At 60.1% G+C, this 17846-nt stretch carries 20 protein-coding genes and 1 pseudogene; 6 read left to right on the forward strand and 15 right to left on the reverse strand.

Annotation, left to right across the window (positions count from 1 at the left end):
* Positions 1 to 35: 35 nt before the first annotated feature.
* From M2397_RS12145 to M2397_RS12165, 5 genes and pseudogenes are all read right to left on the reverse strand, one after another.
* Positions 36 to 371, reverse strand: a complete 336-nt coding sequence (locus M2397_RS12145) for a hypothetical protein (protein WP_131699711.1) — start codon at positions 369 to 371, stop codon at positions 36 to 38.
* 91 nt (positions 372 to 462) lie between these two features.
* Positions 463 to 1041 (reverse strand): DUF4337 domain-containing protein, encoded by a 579-nt coding sequence (locus M2397_RS12150; RefSeq protein WP_259243267.1) that lies wholly within the window; start codon positions 1039 to 1041, stop codon positions 463 to 465.
* A gap of 62 nt (positions 1042 to 1103) precedes the next feature.
* Complete coding sequence (locus M2397_RS12155; RefSeq protein WP_131699709.1) at positions 1104 to 1469, reverse strand: DUF2784 domain-containing protein; 366 nt, start codon at positions 1467 to 1469, stop codon at positions 1104 to 1106.
* 49 nt (positions 1470 to 1518) lie between these two features.
* Positions 1519 to 1845 carry a helix-turn-helix domain-containing protein gene (locus M2397_RS12160; protein ID WP_131699708.1) on the reverse strand — a complete coding sequence of 109 codons (327 nt, stop codon included), beginning with the start codon at positions 1843 to 1845 and terminating at the stop codon, positions 1519 to 1521.
* A pseudogene (locus tag M2397_RS12165) lies at positions 1829 to 2080 on the reverse strand (type II toxin-antitoxin system RelE/ParE family toxin); the annotation flags it as partial. The gene M2397_RS12160 and the pseudogene M2397_RS12165, both read right to left, overlap by 17 nt.
* Positions 2081 to 2340: 260 nt before the next feature.
* Between M2397_RS12165 and M2397_RS12170 the strand changes: the two are divergent.
* The gene (locus M2397_RS12170; RefSeq protein ID WP_131699706.1) at positions 2341 to 3030 is read left to right on the forward strand and encodes an HAD-IA family hydrolase; all 690 of its coding nucleotides are present in this window, start codon (positions 2341 to 2343) and stop codon (positions 3028 to 3030) included.
* A 48-nt stretch (positions 3031 to 3078) separates the two neighbouring features.
* Here M2397_RS12170 and M2397_RS12175 read toward each other — a convergent pair whose 3' ends face one another.
* Positions 3079 to 3825: a 3-oxoacyl-ACP reductase family protein gene (locus M2397_RS12175; RefSeq protein WP_145337034.1), complete on the reverse strand. Its 747-nt coding sequence runs from the start codon at positions 3823 to 3825 to the stop codon at positions 3079 to 3081.
* Between the two features lie 126 nt (positions 3826 to 3951).
* Here M2397_RS12175 and M2397_RS12180 point away from each other — a divergent pair, with 126 nt between their 5' ends.
* On the forward strand, positions 3952 to 4875 hold the full coding sequence (locus M2397_RS12180; RefSeq protein WP_167656092.1) for a LysR family transcriptional regulator: 924 nt from the start codon (positions 3952 to 3954) through the stop codon (positions 4873 to 4875).
* A gap of 13 nt (positions 4876 to 4888) precedes the next feature.
* Here M2397_RS12180 and M2397_RS12185 read toward each other — a convergent pair whose 3' ends face one another.
* From M2397_RS12185 to M2397_RS12195, 3 genes are all read right to left on the reverse strand, one after another.
* Positions 4889 to 5617 (reverse strand): aspartate/glutamate racemase family protein, encoded by a 729-nt coding sequence (locus M2397_RS12185; RefSeq protein WP_259243271.1) that lies wholly within the window; start codon positions 5615 to 5617, stop codon positions 4889 to 4891.
* A gap of 13 nt (positions 5618 to 5630) precedes the next feature.
* Positions 5631 to 7160, reverse strand: coding sequence for an NCS1 family nucleobase:cation symporter-1 (locus M2397_RS12190; RefSeq protein WP_259243273.1), 1530 nt, complete (start codon positions 7158 to 7160; stop codon positions 5631 to 5633).
* A gap of 468 nt (positions 7161 to 7628) precedes the next feature.
* Positions 7629 to 8363 carry a phosphoadenylyl-sulfate reductase gene (locus M2397_RS12195; RefSeq protein ID WP_027603661.1) on the reverse strand — a complete coding sequence of 245 codons (735 nt, stop codon included), beginning with the start codon at positions 8361 to 8363 and terminating at the stop codon, positions 7629 to 7631.
* A 151-nt stretch (positions 8364 to 8514) separates the two neighbouring features.
* Between M2397_RS12195 and thrH the strand changes: the two genes are divergently transcribed.
* Positions 8515 to 9132 (forward strand): bifunctional phosphoserine phosphatase/homoserine phosphotransferase ThrH, encoded by a 618-nt coding sequence (gene thrH / locus M2397_RS12200; RefSeq protein WP_053132712.1) that lies wholly within the window; start codon positions 8515 to 8517, stop codon positions 9130 to 9132.
* 139 nt (positions 9133 to 9271) lie between these two features.
* On the opposite strand, the gene M2397_RS12205 is transcribed toward thrH, so the two are convergent.
* The 6 genes from M2397_RS12205 to M2397_RS12230 form a co-directional block, all read right to left on the reverse strand.
* Positions 9272 to 9628: a type II toxin-antitoxin system HigA family antitoxin gene (locus M2397_RS12205; RefSeq protein ID WP_092486821.1), complete on the reverse strand. Its 357-nt coding sequence runs from the start codon at positions 9626 to 9628 to the stop codon at positions 9272 to 9274.
* On the reverse strand, positions 9628 to 9930 hold the full coding sequence (locus tag M2397_RS12210; protein WP_131699703.1) for a type II toxin-antitoxin system HigB family toxin: 303 nt from the start codon (positions 9928 to 9930) through the stop codon (positions 9628 to 9630). Before M2397_RS12210 ends, M2397_RS12205 begins: the two co-directional genes overlap by 1 nt.
* Positions 9931 to 10159: 229 nt before the next feature.
* Positions 10160 to 11503, reverse strand: coding sequence for an aminodeoxychorismate synthase component I (gene pabB, locus M2397_RS12215; RefSeq protein WP_184743685.1), 1344 nt, complete (start codon positions 11501 to 11503; stop codon positions 10160 to 10162).
* A gap of 101 nt (positions 11504 to 11604) precedes the next feature.
* Entirely contained in the window at positions 11605 to 12591 is a 987-nt protein-coding gene (locus M2397_RS12220) for an alpha-L-glutamate ligase-like protein (protein WP_131699701.1), read from the reverse strand.
* Positions 12591 to 14123: an inactive transglutaminase family protein gene (locus M2397_RS12225; RefSeq protein ID WP_131699700.1), complete on the reverse strand. Its 1533-nt coding sequence runs from the start codon at positions 14121 to 14123 to the stop codon at positions 12591 to 12593. The genes M2397_RS12220 and M2397_RS12225 overlap by 1 nt, the downstream gene beginning before the upstream one ends.
* Before the next feature lie 5 nt (positions 14124 to 14128).
* The gene (locus M2397_RS12230) at positions 14129 to 14665 is read right to left on the reverse strand and encodes an ATP-dependent zinc protease (RefSeq protein ID WP_065924789.1); all 537 of its coding nucleotides are present in this window, start codon (positions 14663 to 14665) and stop codon (positions 14129 to 14131) included.
* A 273-nt stretch (positions 14666 to 14938) separates the two neighbouring features.
* On the opposite strand from M2397_RS12230, the gene M2397_RS12235 reads away from it, so the two are divergent.
* Genes M2397_RS12235 through prpC form a run of 3 tightly spaced genes read left to right on the forward strand, consistent with a single transcriptional unit; the run spans position 14939 to position 17709 of the window.
* Positions 14939 to 15649: a GntR family transcriptional regulator gene (locus tag M2397_RS12235; RefSeq protein ID WP_131699699.1), complete on the forward strand. Its 711-nt coding sequence runs from the start codon at positions 14939 to 14941 to the stop codon at positions 15647 to 15649.
* The gene (prpB, locus tag M2397_RS12240; protein WP_027603670.1) at positions 15646 to 16539 is read left to right on the forward strand and encodes a methylisocitrate lyase; all 894 of its coding nucleotides are present in this window, start codon (positions 15646 to 15648) and stop codon (positions 16537 to 16539) included. The genes M2397_RS12235 and prpB overlap by 4 nt, the downstream gene beginning before the upstream one ends.
* A gap of 42 nt (positions 16540 to 16581) precedes the next feature.
* Positions 16582 to 17709 carry a 2-methylcitrate synthase gene (gene prpC, locus M2397_RS12245; RefSeq protein ID WP_131699698.1) on the forward strand — a complete coding sequence of 376 codons (1128 nt, stop codon included), beginning with the start codon at positions 16582 to 16584 and terminating at the stop codon, positions 17707 to 17709.
* The last annotated feature ends 137 nt before the right edge of the window (positions 17710 to 17846 follow it).

A 17846-nucleotide genomic window follows, 5' to 3' on the forward strand; every position in this document is an offset into this window, starting at 1 on the left:
ATACGTCGCGGGCTCAGGTGAAAGCCCGGGCGATTTTACTGCGCGGTTTTCAGCTTGATCACATCACCGGAAATCTTGGTGGTGTAACCGCTCAGCACCCAGGCCCAGAACCAGTTTTCCTGCACTTGGGTGTTGATCAGCGCATCGCCGCCTTTTGCTTTGATGGCGGCATTCTGGGCGCGCACGAAACGGCTGTTCTGGCCGATCGGGATCACGCCGAACAACATGATGCCGGTGGCGCTGGCTTCACTGTGGCCCAGGACGGTGTATTGGCTGCTGTCGTATTGCGGGGATTTGATGGCGGTGCCGGTGCAGCCTGCAAGCGTGAAACCGAGAACTGCTGCTGCAACCACTTTACTGATGTACTTCACTGGGAAACTCCATGGACTAAAGCCCGAGATTCAATTCTCGGGGGCTGTACTTTAATCGCCCCGGCAAGGGATTGAAATCAATCTTCCCCCGTCAGATATGCAACCACGCCAGGCTACCTAACACCACCGCCACACCCGCCGCCGCATAGGACATGCGCTTCAACCATTCCCTTCTCGTCAACAACGTAATCGCCGCCAGCGAAATCGCGATCTGAATCGCGGTCATCGCCTGGGCCCAGCGATGGTGCTGGTGCAGGGCCTGCTCGGATTTTTCATCCCATTCCTTTGAGGTCGCCTCCAGTTTCTCCGCCTGCTTGCGTACCTCTTCCTTCTGGCTTTTGTAGCGCTCGATCTCATCCTTGTAATGCGCGGCATCCACACCGGGAATATGGGTCGCGAGTTCCGCCAGGTTCTGCCGGCTGGACTTGGCCTGGTAGTAGTTCCACTGGTTGGCGGCTTCGGTCTTGATGATGGCCGCGTTGTTCTTGTCCATCGCCGCCTCGCTCTCGGTTGAGCCGGCCTGGTAGCTGAGCATGGCGCCGAGGGTGGCCATCAGCGCGGTCATGACGGCGATGCGACTGGCGAAATTGTCCCCACGGCCGTGGGCATGTTCGGTGGTGTGTTCAAGGTGTTTTTCGTGAGGGCTGGGGACTTCGAAGGCTTCGGACATGAGGGCGCGCCGGTCAAGGAAAACGGACTGAGGGAGTCTGATTCTTCACCAGTGAAGCTGTCTCAAGCCTGTACGTAACGTCGGATCAAGCGCACATACACCGCAATATTGATCGCCAGCACCAACCCGCCCAGGCCCAGCTGGATCTGTGGCGTCAGCCCGGCCGGGTAGATCATCGTCAGGATGTAATGTTCGATAAACCCACCGCCATAACCGTCCTGCCCGGCGAGGTGGCGAAACAGGTTTTCCCAGCGGGTCAGCGGGCAGGGCAGGTGGAACACCTCGACCGCCACGCCCCACGCAGCGGCGGGCAGGTGCAGCCAGATAATCGGGCGCCATTTCAGCGCCAGCAGCCCACCAAACAGTACGAACAGGATGAAACACAGGTGGAACAGCACGAGGCTGTCTGCGGCTAGACGATAGAGCATGTTTGGTTTCGCTTTTAGGTGACTGGAGGCGCGGACAGTCCCGTTGAGGCTATAGCTCCAGTTGACCGGGGTTGATGCCAAATGCCTTGGCAATCTTTTCCCGCGTCGTCCGGCGAGGTTTGTTCACCGCCTCTTGCTGGGCAAATGCGGATTGGGAAATGCCCAGGCGTTGGGCGACTTCTTCCTGGGTCAGGTTCAGGTGTTCGCGCCAGGCTCGGATCGGAGTTGCGCCATCTACCAGGCGGCTGACAACCGCGTGGGGGATTAGGTTTGGATCGTTCTGCTGGGCCAGATAGTGTTCATAAGGAATCACCACGAAAGCTGGCTTGCCCTCCGTATTGTGGATGATCTGTATGGCAGTAGGTTCGCTCGTCACGTTTCTTGACCTCTTGAATGCTGACCACGTGGATATCGCCGTCCCAATCGAAAAGGACTCGGTAACGCCCTACCCTTAATCGGTAACTGCAGGGGTGGTTGACCAACGCTTTGACGTTGACTGCGTCGGGCATGCGTTCAAGTGCGAAGACGGCATCGCGCACTTGTTGCTGATGATACGAATGCAATCGAAGCAATTGCTTGACGGCTTTTCGGGTCCAGTGGATTGAGTTCATCAGAGGTTAATAAGTCTTTTATAAGGTTTGCAAGGGGTATTTTTCAGCGGCGAGCCATCGAGCGGACGCTCTGTTCTCACAAACCCTAGACGGCCGCATCGCACGCGGGCGGGTAAAACTGTTGCGCGGTATGAATCACTGATCGCACACAGACTGCAGTCTTTTGCCGACTCAATACCTGGCCGCGAAGGTTGCTTGCAGGCAACCCAGGCCGTTATTGTGCTGAATCCTTTTAGTCCTTCCTCCAGGGTTGTGTAGTGATGAATGCACCGCGTACCGCAGTCGGTCCGATCAAGGCCGTGATTTTCGATATGGACGGGTTGTTGCTGGATACGGAAGGCATCTACACCGAAGTCACGCAGATCATCGCCGAACGCTACGGCCGAACCTACGATTGGGGCATCAAGCAGCACATCATCGGGCGCGGTGCGCAGGATTTGGCCGACTATGTGGTCAAGGCGCTGGACCTGCCGATTACCCCGGCTGAATTCCTCGAAATTCGCGAACCGCTGATGAGCGCGCGCTTTCCCAAGGCCTTGGGCATGCCTGGTGCCGAGGCGCTGGTGCGGCACTTGAAGGCGCACAACATTCCGATTGCCGTGGGCACCAGTTCGTCGCGCAATTCGTTTGGCCACAAGACCACCTTGCACCGCGAATGGTTTGGTTTGTTCGACACCATCGTTACCGCTGACGACCCGGAAGTCGGCGCTGCCAAGCCTGCGCCGGACATCTTCCTCACCGCTGCGCGCCGCCTGGGCGTTGCCCCTGAGGATTGCCTGGTGTTCGAGGATTCGCCGTTTGGTGTAACGGCGGCGAAGGCCGCCCGTATGACCGCCATCGCCGTGCCCGATGAAGCCATGGCCGACAGCAAGTACCAGCATGCCGACCAGATCATCCGCAAGCTTGCGGACTTCGACCTGGCGGCCTATGGCCTGCCCCCCATCTCCTGAACCAACAAGGTCAACATGTGGGAGGGGGCAAGCCCCTCCCACCTTGGGTTATGCGCTGAACCCACCATCGATAGTCAGGCTGGCACCGGTGATATACCCCGCTTCCGGCCCGGCCAGATACGCCACGAAACTGGCAATCTCTTCCACATGCCCGTAACGCCCCACCGCCATCAACCCGATCAGGCTCTCGGCAAAATCACTGTTTGCCGGGTTCATATCGGTGTCCACCGGCCCAGGTTGCACGTTATTGATCGTGATGCCCCGTGGCCCCAAGTCCCGCGCCAAACCTTTGGTCAAGCCGACCAGCGCCGCTTTGCTCATCGCATACGGGCCACCGCCGCCAAAGGGCATGCGTTCGGCATTGGTGCTGCCGATGTTGATCACCCGGCCACCTTCACCCATATGCTTGGCGGCTTCCTGGGTGGCGATAAACACGCTGCGCACGTTGATCGCCAAAGTCTGGTCGAAGTCTTCCAGCTTGAAGTCTTCCAAGGGGGCGATGGCCAGCACGCCGGCGTTATTCACCAGGATGTCCAGGCGGCCAAAGGCTTCCACGGTGGCGTTGACCGCATTGCGGATCGCAGTGGCATCGGCGCTGTCGGCGTGAATCGCCAGGGCTTTGCCGCCTTCGCTGATCACGCTGTTCTGCAGGGCTTCAGCCTTGGCGGCAGAGCTGACGTAGGTAAAGGCAACGGCTGCACCCTGTGCTGCCAGGCGCTTGACGATGGCGGCACCGATGCCGCGGGAACCGCCTTGGATCAAGGCGACTTTGCCGCTGAGGTTGTGTGTGGTCATGTCGATCTCCGAGTCGTTCAAGGCGCAATGCCCTGTTGTTGGAGCCGAGTATCGACCTCGCTCGCCGCTGCCGGTAGACCGTGATTGCTATAGTCTGTGTAAACCAAAAGTTTAGAGTGGGGCGTGATGGAGAGCTTTGGCAGTATCGAATGCTTTGTGCGCAGCGCCGAAGGCGGCAGCTTTGCCGAGGCGGCGCGGCACCTGAGCCTGACCCCGGCGGCGGTCGGCAAAAGCGTCGCCAAGCTGGAGGTGCGCCTCGGCGTGCGGCTGTTCCAGCGCAGCACCCGGCGTCTGGCGCTGACCGAAGCCGGCAAGCTGTTCCTGGCCGAAGTCAGCGGCAGCCTCACCACCATCCAGAATGCCGTGGCCAACCTGGCCAGCGCCGAAGGCCGGCCGGTGGGCACGCTCAAGGTCAGCATGGGCACGGTGTTTGGCAATCGCTATGTGGTGCCGTTGCTGGGGGCATTCATGGAGCGTTTTCCGGATATCAGCCCGGACTGGCATTTCGATAACCGCCAGGTTGACTTGATCGGCCAGGGCTTCGATGCCGCCATCGGCGGCGGTTTTGAGCTGCCCCAAGGCGTGGTAGCGCGCAAGCTGGCGCCGGCGCACCGGGTGCTGGTGGCCTCCCCGGGTTACCTGGCGCAACGCCCACCGGTGCGCGAGCCCGAAGACTTGTCGCGGTGCAAAGGTATCCTGATCCGCTCACCGCAAACCGGGCGTATCCGGTCCTGGCAGTTGACCAGTATCGAACGTGAACACCGCCCGCTGGTGCTCAAGCCCGGCATGACCATGAGCGACTCCGAAGCCGCCTGCTGTGCCAGCGCTCAAGGCCTGGGGATTGCGCTGGTGAGCATGCCCATGGCCGTGCCGTTCCTCGACAGCGGCGACGTGGTCAGGGTATTGCCCGACTGGTACGTCGACGACGGCAATATTTCCGTCTACTACGCCGAGCACAAACTGCTGCCCGGCAAGACCCGGGCGTTTGTGGATTTCATCATCGAGCAGTTTGCCGAAAAGAAACTGGGGCAAAGGTTCAGCGCAATCTAAAACCAAGTGCAGCTCAGCGGCCGAACCGAGTCTGCCAGCCAATCACCTGCTTTGGCCGAGGCGTCGCGTAAGTCCGTATCTTCGACGTCGACAACCCCAGCCGCACCAGGGATTCGGCGATGGTCACCGCCGCCGTCACGCCATCCACCACCGGCACCCCGGTGCGCTGGCGAATCTGCTCATCCAGCCCGGCCATGCCGCCGCAACCCAGACAGATCACTTCGGCCTTGTCTTCGCGAATAGCCAGTTCCGCCTGGCGCACGATGGCTTCCATGGCGGCCAGCGGGTCTTCTTCCAGCTCCAGAACCGCCATGCCGCTGGCGCGCACCGAGGCGCAGCGCTGGTACAGGCCGGCGAGTTTCAGGCGGTCTTCGATCAGCGGCACGGTGCGGTCCAGGGTCGTCACCACTGAATAGGCATGGCCTAGGAACATCGCCGTGCTGGCCGCCGCTTCGGTGATGTCCACCACCGGCACATTCAATAATTCCTGCAAACCTTCCCGGCCGTGCTCGCCGTAGCCGGCCTGGATCACCGCATCGAACGGTTGGTCGTAAGCCATCACCCGGTCCATCACGGCGATGGCGGCCAGGTAGCTTTCAAAATTGCCCTCCACCGATTCCGCGCCGAAGTACGGGGTAAGCCCGACAATCTCGGTGCCCGGCGAAGCCACGGACTGTGCCTGTTGAGCGATGGTTTCAGTGATGGATTCGGTGGTGTTGACGTTGACCACGAGGATACGCATGGAAGGTCCTTACTCAGTGACTGACGTTATCGACGGCAATGCTTTCGCCGCTGACATCGGCGTAGAACGGCTGGCGCTTGGCGATCAGCAGGTACAGCAACCCTGCAATACCGGCGCCAAACAACCAGGAAAACGGCGAGACGCTGGCAAATCCAGGCAACAGCGCCAGCAGGATGGCGATCACGGCGGCAGGAATAAACGCCGCCACTGCACGCATATTCACCCCTCGGTTGTAGTAATAAGCGCCATTCGGGTCTTCGCTATACAGCTGTGGCACGTCCACCTGGCTTTTACGAATCAACCAGTAGTCGACCATGATCACCCCGTACAACGGCCCCAGCAGCGCGCCCAGGCCGGAGAGGAAATACACGATCACCAACGGGCTGTTGTAGAGGTTCCACGGCAGGATCAGCACGGCCACGGCGGCGCTGATCAACCCGGCGCGACGGAAGTTCAGGTACTTGGGCGCCAGGTTGCTCAGCACAAAGGCCGGCGCGACGAAGTTGGCCATGATGTTTACCGCCACGGTGACGATCAGGAATGCCAGGCAGCCGAGCACGAGAAAGAAGGTATTGGGGATGGCGGCGATGATTTCGGTCGGGCTTTCGATCACCCGGCCATTGAGCTGGAACTGCCCGCCGCAGAGCAGCACGGTGATTGCGGCAAACACCAGGATATTCACCGGCAGGCCCCAGAAATTGCCGACCAGGATGGTCTTGCGGCACGGCGAAGAGCGTGCGAAGTCGCAGAAGTTGAGGATCAGCGTGCCGTAGATCGCCAGCCACAACGCGCCACCGGCAAAGATATTGCGCCACATCTCGCCGCCGGTGAGCGGCTCGCGGATCGACCAGGCGATGTTGCCACCGGCCTGGAAGTACATCCAGCCGGCCAACGCGGCCACCGTCAGCAAAATCACCGGCCCGGCGAAGCCTTCATAGCGCCTCACCATCTCCATGCCATAGGCCAGGATCACCAACTGCACGAACCAGATCACTACAAAACACGCCCAACCCAGGGTGGATAACCCCAGGATCGAATTATGGTCATAGTCGGCAAAGCCTGGATGAATCGCCGTCAGCAGTACGCGGAAAACCACCGACGCCAGGTAGGTCTGGATACCAAACCAGGCAATCGCGATCACGGCGCGGATCAACGCCGGAATCTGCGCACCGTGAATGCCAAAGCTGATGCGGCTGATCACCGGAAACGGCACGCCGGTCTTCTGGCCCATATACCCCGATAAGTTCATGAAGAAGTACACCAGCGCCGCGCCGATGCCCAGGGACAACAGGATCTGCCAGCCGCCCAGGCCCAGCGCATAGAGGCCGATGGCGAACGAATAGTTGGCGATGTTGTGCACGTCATTGGTCCACAGCGCGAAGATGCTGTAGCGCCCCCAGCGTCGGCCTTCGACCTTGGTGGGCGCCAGGTCCTTGTTGTGCAGGCGTGGGCTGAGCACCAAGGGGCCGGGGCCCGCGGCGTCTGAGTTCAGGGCGGAGGAGGGCAGATCCAGTGCGATGTTATTCGAGAGGCTTGTACGCATTCCGGCAGGCTCCAGCACATCTGCCGGGAAGCCGCAGATGGCAAAGTGTATGTAGGTTTTGTATTTATTGTATACAAAGCGCATTTCACCTTAAGCCACATACGTGCCAGTTTTGAATCTATGAAAGTCCTGGGTAATTTCGTTTTTATAGGTTGGTTAAATAACTGGCTGAATTTGAAGAAATATAAATTGACCGATTGAACAGCTATTTATTTTTGGGTTGTCAGCGTGCGATTCGCCAGGCCAACCGAGGGGAGGGGAGAGGTGTTACGTTATGGTGCGGCTGAATAGAAATTGCACACATAAATGGCACCGATGGTTACATGTATGTGTACATCTCTAACACTCAACACAAGACAAATGTGGGAGGGGGCTTGCCCCCGATTGCGGTGTGTCAGCAACCATTGAACTGGCTGACCCACCGCTATCGGGGGCAAGCCCCCTCCCACATTTTTTACAGCATCAACTTCAAGCCTTGCTGATGATATTCCCGGCATGCAGCCCGCATTCCTTCTGCGTGGCTTCCTCCCACCACCAACGACCTTCACGCTCGTGCTGGTTCGGCAGCACGGGACGGGTGCACGGTTCACACCCGATGCTGATAAAGCCGCGCTCATGCAGGCTGTTGTAGGGCAGTTCCAGCATGCGGATGTAACCCCAGATCTCTTCGCTGGTCATCTGCGCCAGCGGGTTGAACTTGTACAGGGTGCGTTCCGGGGTAGAGAAGGCCGTGTCGATTTCCAGCGCCGCTACCTGGCTGCGGGTGCCGGGGCTCTGGTCGCGGCGTTGGCCGGTGGCCCAGGCGCTGACGCCGGAAAGCTTACGGCGCAGCGGCTCGATCTTGCGCACGCCGCAGCATTCGCCATGGCCGTCCTTGTAGAAGCTGAACAGGCCTTTCTCCTTGACGAAGGGTTCCAGCTTGCTCTGGTCCGGCGAGATCAGTTCGATATCGATCTTGTAGAAGTCGCGCACCTGCTCGATAAACCGGTAGGTCTCCGGGTGCAGGCGGCCGGTGTCGAGGCTGAACACCTTGACGTTCTTGTTCAGCTTCCAGGCCATGTCCACCAGCACCACATCCTCGGCACCGCTGAAGGAAATCCACAGGTCATCACCGAACTGGCTGAACGCCAGCTTGAGAATGTCCTGGGCAGACTTGTTGGCATAAGTCGTGGCGAGTTCAACGACGTCGAAGGCTTGGTTCATCAGGACGGTTCCTACAGGTCAATGGCGCTGAGCGCTCTATAGGGGAGCGATGGTATCAAAATCCGCCCTGCGTTGCGGCGGCGGGCTTGAATCGCTAGAGTTCGGCAGTCCTTTTGCTCGCTCAACTAACAACATCCAATGGGAGTGTCTTGTGGAAATTGCCTGTCTCGACCTGGAAGGGGTGCTGGTGCCAGAAATCTGGATCGCCTTCGCCGAAAAAACCGGTATTGAATCCCTGCGGGCCACCACCCGGGACATTCCCGACTACGACGTGCTGATGAAGCAGCGCCTGCGCATCCTCGACGAACACGGGCTCAAGCTCGCCGACATCCAGGAAGTGATCGCCACCCTCAAACCGCTGGACGGCGCCATCGAGTTCGTCAACTGGCTGCGCGAGCGCTTCCAGGTGGTGATCCTGTCCGACACCTTCTACGAATTTTCCCAGCCGCTGATGCGTCAGTTGGGCTTCCCGACCTTGTTGTGCCACCGTCTCATCACCGACGAAAACGACCGCGTGGTCAGCTACCAACTGCGCCAGAAAGACCCCAAGCGCCAGTCGGTATTGGCGTTCAAGACCCTCTACTACCGCGTGATCGCCGCCGGCGACTCCTACAACGACACCACCATGTTGGGCGAGGCCGACCGTGGGATTCTGTTCCATGCGCCGGAAAATGTGATCCGCGAATTCCCGCAATTCCCGGCGGTGCATACGTTTGAAGATTTAAAGAAAGAGTTCATCAGGGCGTCGAATCGGCAGTTGAGCCTGTAATTTCTTTCGGGCCGGCTGAGGGCCCTATCGGGAGCAAGCCCCCTTCCACATTCGACACCATTCCAACAGATAAACGAGGTCGAATGTGGGAGGGGGCTTGCTCCCGATGGGGAAGGTAGCGCCACTACCAATGTTTCTGTCAGCTCCCTGCAAGCAACCGCTCATAAGGAATACTCAAGCCTTCATGCAGTCGCTTGATCATCGACAGGCTCAGCTTGCGCTTGTGGTTCAGCACTTCGGATACACGTCCGCTGGTGCCGATAAATGGCTCCAGGTCGCGGGCAGTCATGCCCAGTTGCTCCATGCGAAATTTAATGGCTTCCACCGGATCAGAAGGTGGCATTGGGTAATGTTCGGCTTCGTACTTCTCAATGAGTACTGCAAGAATTTCCAGCTCATCGCCTTCAGTCGAGCCGATGTCCGCTCCCCAGAGCTGCTGCACCCGCGCGAGTGCCGCAGTGAGGTCTTCCTGGGAGTGTATGGGTTTGATGTTCATTACACGGTCTCCGCATTGATCTGGTCGTACTGCGCATGAGTCCCTACGAACCGTATGAACCCAAGCTGTCGCTGGTAATCGATCGCCATGATCACTCGATATTTGTTGCCGCCCACGTTGAATACAACCCTGCTACCTTTGAGAATGCTCGCGGTCCTGAGCGCTGCCTTGAGTGCTTGTGGCGTAGGGTAAATGGCCTTTTCCATATGCCGATACAATTCAATAAGCGGCGCTTTCGCATCGATATAGGCGGGTTGGCTTTCCCAGAATATTCGTAAGGTCGAGAGGGCGATTATCCGCATCGCTGCAACCTCCCGATTTGGGAGATGATAGGCGCGGTTGAGAGGGGGCGCAAACTCGGAAATATTTCCTGACGGGTAGGCAGTCGCTTCATGTGATCCTTCACAGACGGCGGGTGGACGGTTGAAGCCGGACGCTATCTTCCGACGTTCAACTACGTCTACTGCGGTTCTGATTCAGGTTTTTTCTACTGCTCGGCGCTACGTCTGAGAGCCAGGAAGGCACTGTGCGCTACAGGCTTTCCAGTGTTTGTAACAACACCCGCACCTTCGTCAGTGACTCCTGATACTCCGCCTCCCACTGCGAATCCGCCACGATCCCACCGCCGCCCCAGCAACACACTTGGCCATCCTTGACCAGTAAGCTGCGGATGGCGATGGAGCTGTCCATCTCGCCGCGCACATCCAGGTACACCAGCGAACCGCAGTACAGCCCGCGTCGGGTCGGCTCCAGTTCGTCGATGATCTGCATCGCGCGAATCTTCGGGGCGCCGGTGATCGAGCCACCAGGGAAGCTGCCGGCGATCAGGTCGAGGGCGTCTTTATCGTCGGCCAACTCGCCGGTCACGCTGCTGACCAGATGATGCACGTTGGGGTAGCTTTCCAGGCTGAACAGTTCCGGCACGTTGACCGAGCCGATGCGGCAGGTGCGGCCGAGGTCGTTGCGCAGCAGGTCGACGATCATCAGGTTCTCGGCGCGGTCCTTGGGGCTGGCCAGCAGTTCGGCGGCCTGGGCGGCGTCTTCTTCAGGCGTGAGGCCGCGGGGGCGGGTGCCTTTGATCGGGCGGGTTTCGACGTGGCGCTCGCTGATGTGCACGAAACGCTCCGGCGACAGGCTCAGGACCGCGCCGTCGTCCGGCAGGCTCTGGAACCCGGAAAACGGCGTCGGGCAGGCTTCGCGAAGGGCGCAATAGGCTGCCCAGGGATCACCCATGCACGGTGCGCGAAAACGCTGGGCGAAGTTGACCTGGTAGCAGTCGCCGGCCTGGATGTAATCCTGGATACGCACGATGGCTTGGCGGTAGGCCTCGGCGCTGAGGTCGGGCGCCATCGGGCCCTGGAGTTTGAACGTCGCGCAGGTGTCGACAGCCCCATGGCTGAACAACGCGATCAGCCGTTGCCGTTCGCTATCTGCCAGCGAGGGATGAAACACCAACTGGCTGCTCTGGGCCTGGTGGTCACTGATCAGCGCCCAGGCGTACAGCCCGAAGCGCGCGTCCGGCAGGTGCAGGTCATCCACCGCCAGGTGCGGCATGTGCTCCAGGTGCCGACCGAAGTCGTAGCTCAGGTAGCCGATCAAGCCGCCGGCGAACGGTAACTGCAAACCGTCGGGAATCGCGGCTTCACCCAATCGCGTGAGGTTTTCCCGCAAGCGTTGCAGGAAAGCAGCGCCGCTTTCGTCAGGCGCTACCGTCAAGGTCGCTTCGGGCCAGGCGCTGAGCAGGTCGTAACGCCCACGCTCGGCCGTCGGCCGGCCGCTGTCGAGCAGCACCGCGCCGGGAGCGTGGCGAATCGCCGCAAAATACTCGGCGGGGTTGGCCCGGTAGGGCAATGGGTGTACGGAGCAGGTCGACATGCGGGGTTGAATCAGCCAATGGCGCGGGGGAGGGGGATTGTAGTCCCCTGTAGGATTTGCTCCTAGAGGGGATGTCGGGGATAGACAGTTCGAAGACCGGATCAGCCTTCCACGGGCGGAATATGCCCGAACATCTCCTGCACAAACTTCACCCGCTCTTCCGGGGTTTCCGTCACGCCGGCCGCTTTCAGTTCTTCCAGTCGCGCCTCCACCGCATGGGTGCGCAAGGTCAGGCCGCAGTCGTTGGCGATCTGGATATTCAGCCCCGGCCGCGCATTCAGCTCAAGGATCAGCGGGCCTTTTTCCTGGTCGAGCACCATGTCCACGCCGATATAGCCCAGCCCGCACAGCTCGTAGCAGCCGGCCGCGAGCTTCATGAAACCGTCCCAGTTGGGCAGTTGCACGCCATCCACCGCGTTGGTGGTGTCGGGGTGTTTGGTGATGATGGTGTTCAGCCAGGTACCGCGCAGGGTCAGGCCGGTGGCAAGGTCGACGCCCACGCCAATCGCGCCCTGGTGCAGGTTGGCCTTGCCGCCCGACTGGCGGGTCGGCAAGCGCAGCATCGCCATCACCGGGTAGCCCATCAGCACGATGATGCGAATATCCGGCACGCCTTCGTAGCTGATGCTCTTGAAGATCTGGTCGGGTACCACGCGGTATTCGATCAGCGCACGGTCGCGGTGGCCACCCAGGGAGTAGAGGCCGGTGAGGATGCTGGAAATCTGATGTTCGATCTCTTCATGGCTGATGATCTTGCCGGACACCGTGCGGTAGCGCCCCTCAAACCGGTCCGCCACCACCAGGATGCCGTCACCGCCGGCGCCCTGGGCCGGTTTGATCACGAAGTCGCTGCGCCCGCCGATGATCTCGTCGAGTTTGTCGATTTCCTTCTCGGTGGAGATCACCCCGTACATTTCCGGCACATGGATGCCGGCGGCGATCGCCCGTTCCTTGGTGATGATCTTGTCATCCACGATGGGGTACAGGCTGCGCTTGTTGTACTTGAGCACGTAGTCGGCATTACGCCGGTTGATGCCCATGATCCCCCGCGCTTCCAGGGCCTTCCAGGTCTTCCAGAAGCCGAACATTACGAATCAGCCTTGAGGAAGGCCTTGAATCGCACCAGCTCGGTCAGGCGGTAGCCACGATAGCGCCCCATGGCCAGCATGAAGCCCACCAGGATCAGCAGGATCGCCGGGAAAGTGAATACGAAGTAGATCAGCTCCGGCACGCTCATGATGATGTGCGCCAGGGACGCGGCGAACAGCGTACCAATCGCCACTTTCATGGCATGGCTGGCGCCGCGCTCTTCCCAGGTGATCGACAGGCGTTCGATGGTCATGGTCAAAATCACCATCGGGAACAGCGCCACCGACAACCCGCGCTCCAGCCCCAGCTTGTGGCTGAACAGGCTGATGGCCGCGATCAACACCACCACGAAGGTCAGCACCACCGACAACCTCGGCAGCATCTGCAACTTCAAGTGTTCCAGGTACGACCTGAGGGACAGGCCCAGCGCCGTGATAATCGTGAACAGCACAATCCCGAAGCCCAGCTGCGTCTCTCGGAACGCCAGGGCAATCAGCACCGGGGTAAAGGTGCCCAGGGTCTGCAGGCCGATCAGGTTGCGCAGGATCAGGATCACCAGCACGCCAATCGGGATCATCACCATGATCATGAAGGTCTGCTGGGTTTGCAGGGGCAGGCCGTACAGCGAGTATTCGAGGAAGTTGGCGTCGGTGTTCTCGTCGGTCAGCTTGGCCAGGCGAATCGCGTTCATTTCGCTGTTGTTCAGGCTGAAGGTGACCATGGCTTTCTTGCCGCCATCGACGGTGATCAGGTTTTCATCGCCGGTCCACCACAGCAGGCGGTCGGCGGGCAGGCCCGGTTCGCCGGTTTCCGGGTTGAAGTACAGCCAGTCGTTGCCATTGAAGCTACGCAGCCACAGCTCCGGGCTTTGCGGCTGGTCGGCCACCAGGCGGATGGTGTGGACCTTTTCCACCGGCACATGGGCAATGGACAGCAGCAACTCGACGATCTTGGCCTTGTGCGGCGTCGACGGGTCGCCGGCCAGCAACAGCTTCACATTGTCGTCGTTGAGGTTGTTGGTGCGCTTGATGGCTTCGGTGATGAAGGTCTCGACGTCGGCCGAATGCTGGCGAATCGGCGCCAGCAAGGCCTCGGCGGCGATTTTCTCCGGGCCTTCCACGGCAATACTGTCGCGGAAGGTCGGGCCCTTGATCTTGGTTTTTTCGCCGCTGTAGCGCTTGGTCAGCACCAGGCGGTAATACAGGGTCTGGTTGCCCTTGGCGCGGCGTGCCGACCAGGTGACCTTACGGTTGCCGTCGATGCGGTTGACGCTGACCCCGTAGTTATTGGAGATAAAGCTCTCATTAAGACTGACGAAGTCGCGGCTCAAGGGCGGCACGAACATCTGGATCTTCACCGGGTCTTTCGGGTTGGCGACGAACTCGACCTTGGCGTCGATGTTCCACAAGTCGTCGGTGGCGTCCTCGGTGACGGGAATGCCCAGCACGAAGATCTGGTAGGCGGTGACCGAAATACCCAACACCACCAGGATGGCGATCAGGATTCTCAGGTGTAGGGTTAGAGCGCGCATTCGGTTTACTCGGCGGTATGAGCGTCGGCGGCGCAGGCAGGTTTGCCTGCTGCGTATTTAAGACTGGGGTCGACCAGCGCATCAAAGCGTTTGAGCGCTTCGGAGCCGATCAGCAGCGGATATTGGAAAGCGCTGCGGTCAGTCAAGTTCACTTCGATGCTGCGTAAAGCGGTGCCCATGCAGATATCCAGGGCAATCACTGGACGGGCGGTGTAGTTCTTGTCCTCATCGGGGTCGTAGTCGCCGGCGCGACGCTTGATCTTGCTGACGCGGGCCAGGGGACGCTCGATGGGATGGGAATGGGCGGTGTCGATGGCCAGGTAGAAGCGCACCCAGGATTCGCCGTTGCGCTTGAAGCGCTTGATGTCGCGGGCGCTGAGGGAGGCGGTCTTGGCGCCGGTGTCGAGCTTGGCGGCTACTTCCAGGTCGATGCCGGCCAATTGGGCGTATTCATTGAGGCCATACACAGTCTTCTCGGCGGCAGCGCCAAGGCTCGGCATGGACAATAGGCAAAACAGTAGGGGGAAGGGCTTGAGTCTCATAGATCCTGAGGCGGTGCAGTGCGATGTTCAATTCAAGGCGACTGGCATTGCTGCGCAAGCTCCCTTCGTGCGCCGTTTCATCAAGTGATGTCAGGCAAATGCGGCGGGCATTCTAACATGATGCTTTTTTGGCGCCAGCGCTGGCAGCCGGCCATGCCCTGAGGGCGTGCAGCCGGGATTATTAGACGATTGTCGACAATATCGATTTATTCTTTGACTGGTGGCGGTTTATTGGCTAGTTTTTGCCGCATTGCTTTCAAAGGTGTCGACAATATGCTGGGTCAATCAGAAGCTCCGATAATGGCGTCGGACGAATCCCAAACGATGTCCGAGAACGTCTTCCGACGCATTCAGGCCGCCATCGTCAAGGGTGAGATCGCTCCCGGCAGCAAGATTTCCGAGCCGGAACTGGCTCGCACCTACGGCATCAGCCGTGGCCCGCTGCGCGAGGCGATCCACCGCCTGGAAGGCCAGCGCCTGCTGGTGCGCGTACCTCATGTGGGCGCCCGGGTCGTGTCCTTGAGCCACGCCGAGCTGGTTGAACTGTATGAAATCCGCGAGTCCCTGGAAGGCATGGCCTGTCGCCTGGCCGCCGAGCGCATGACCGACGTGGAGATCGAAGAGCTGCGCCAGGTGTTGCACACCCATGAGCGCGACGCAGCGTTCCAGGCGGGTGTCGGCTACTACCAGCAGGAAGGCGACTTCGATTTTCATTACCGGATCATTCAAGGTGCGGGTAACCGCACGCTCACTCAAATGCTCTGCGGCGAGCTGTACCAGCTGGTGCGCATGTACCGCATCCAGTTCTCCGCCACCCCCAATCGTCCACGCCAGGCCTTTGCCGAGCATCACCGCATTCTTGATGCGATTGCCGATCGCGACGGTGAACTGGCCGAGTTGTTGATGCGCCGGCATATCGGTGCTTCCAAACGCAATATTGCCCGTCATTTCCCAGGCGGCGCCCCTGATAGAGGTGAGTCATGAGTTCGAACAACAAAAGCACACCCGGCCAGCGTTTCCGTGACGCGGTCGCCAGCGAGCACCCTTTGCAGGTGGTCGGCGCGATCAACGCCAACCACGCGTTGCTGGCCAAGCGCGCCGGCTTCAAGGCGATCTACCTGTCGGGCGGCGGGGTGGCGGCCGGTTCCCTCGGCGTGCCGGACCTGGGCATCACCGGCCTGGATGACGTACTCACCGACGTGCGCCGTATCACTGATGTCTGCGACCTGCCGCTGCTGGTGGACGTGGACACCGGTTTCGGTTCCTCGGCGTTCAACGTCGCGCGCACCGTCAAATCGATGATCAAGTTCGGTGCCGCCGCGATTCATATCGAAGACCAGGTCGGCGCCAAGCGCTGCGGCCATCGTCCGAACAAAGAGATCGTGTCCCAGCAGGAAATGGTCGACCGCATCAAGGCCGCCGTGGACGCGCGCACCGATGACAGCTTCGTGATCATGGCGCGTACCGATGCCCTGGCCGTCGAAGGCCTGGAGTCTGCCCTGGAGCGTGCCGCCGCCTGCATCGAAGCCGGCGCCGACATGGTGTTCCCGGAAGCCATCACTGAACTGGAGATGTACAAACTGTTCGCCGCCCGTGTGAAGGCGCCGATCCTGGCCAACATCACCGAGTTCGGCGCGACGCCGCTGTACACCACCGAACAGTTGAAATCTGCCGATGTTTCCATCGTGCTGTACCCGCTCTCGGCCTTCCGCGCCATGAACAAGGCCGCCGAGAACGTCTACACCGCGATCCGTCGCGACGGCACCCAACAGAACGTGATCGACACCATGCAAACCCGCATGGAGCTTTACGATCGCATCGATTACCACACCTTCGAGCAGAAGCTTGACGCGCTGTTCGCCGCGAAAAAGTGACGAACACGCCTCCCTGAATAACGACAAAATTGGAGAAAAACCATGGCTGAAGCAAAAGTATTGAGTGGTGCCGGCCTGCGTGGCCAGGTCGCCGGGCAGACCGCACTGTCCACCGTGGGCCAGGCCGGTGCCGGCTTGACCTACCGTGGCTACGATGTGCGCGAACTGGCGGCCGATGCGCAGTTTGAAGAAGTCGCTTATCTGCTTCTGTACGGCGAACTGCCGACCCAGGCCGAACTGGCCGCCTACAGCGCCAGGCTGAGCAAGTTGCGTGATCTGCCGCAAGCGCTGAAAGAAGTGCTCGAACGCATCCCCGCCGACGCCCACCCGATGGACGTGATGCGCACCGGTTGCTCGTTCCTCGGCAATATCGAGCCGGAAAAAGACTTCAGCGTGCAACGCGACGTGACCGACCGCCTGCTCGCCGCGTTCCCGGCGATCATGTGCTACTGGTACCGCTTCAGCCACGACGGCAAGCGCATCGATTGCGTGACCGACGAGCCGAGCATTGGCGGCCACTTCCTGCACCTGCTGCACGGCAAGAAGCCGAGCGAGCTGCATGAAAAAGTCATGAACGTGTCGTTGATCCTTTACGCCGAGCACGAGTTCAACGCCTCGACGTTCACCGCGCGGGTGTGTGCCTCGACATTGTCCGACCTGTATTCCTGCGTAACTGCCGCCATCGGCTCCCTGCGCGGCCCGCTGCACGGCGGCGCCAACGAAGCGGCGATGGAAATGATCGAGCGTTTCGGCTCGGCGGAGGAAGCCGTCGAAGGCACCCTCGGCATGCTGGCGCGCAAGGACAAGATCATGGGCTTCGGCCACGCCATCTATAAAGACAACGACCCGCGTAATGAAGTGATCAAGGGCTGGTCGAAAAAACTCGCTGACGAAGTGGGCGACACCGTGCTGTTCCCGGTCTCCGAAGCCATCGACAAGACCATGTGGGAACAGAAAAAACTGTTCCCCAACGCCGACTTCTACCATGCCTCGGCGTACCACTTCATGGGCATCCCGACCAAGCTGTTCACGCCGATCTTCGTCTGCTCGCGGCTTACAGGCTGGGCGGCCCACGTATTTGAGCAGCGTGCCAACAACCGCATCATCCGTCCAAGCGCCGAGTACACCGGCGTTGAACAGCGCAAGTTCGTGCCAATCGAACGTCGCTGAATGGGAATACCGACGATCCCGAAGTGGAAACCGGACCCAGTGTGGGAGGGGGCTTGCCCCCGATGGTGGTGTGTCATTCAAACCTATAGCAACTGATACACCGCCATCGGGAGCAAGCCCCCTCCCACATTTGAATC

This window comes from Pseudomonas sp. BIGb0381 (assembly GCF_024809815.1).
Classification (GTDB): Bacteria; Pseudomonadota; Gammaproteobacteria; order Pseudomonadales; family Pseudomonadaceae; genus Aquipseudomonas.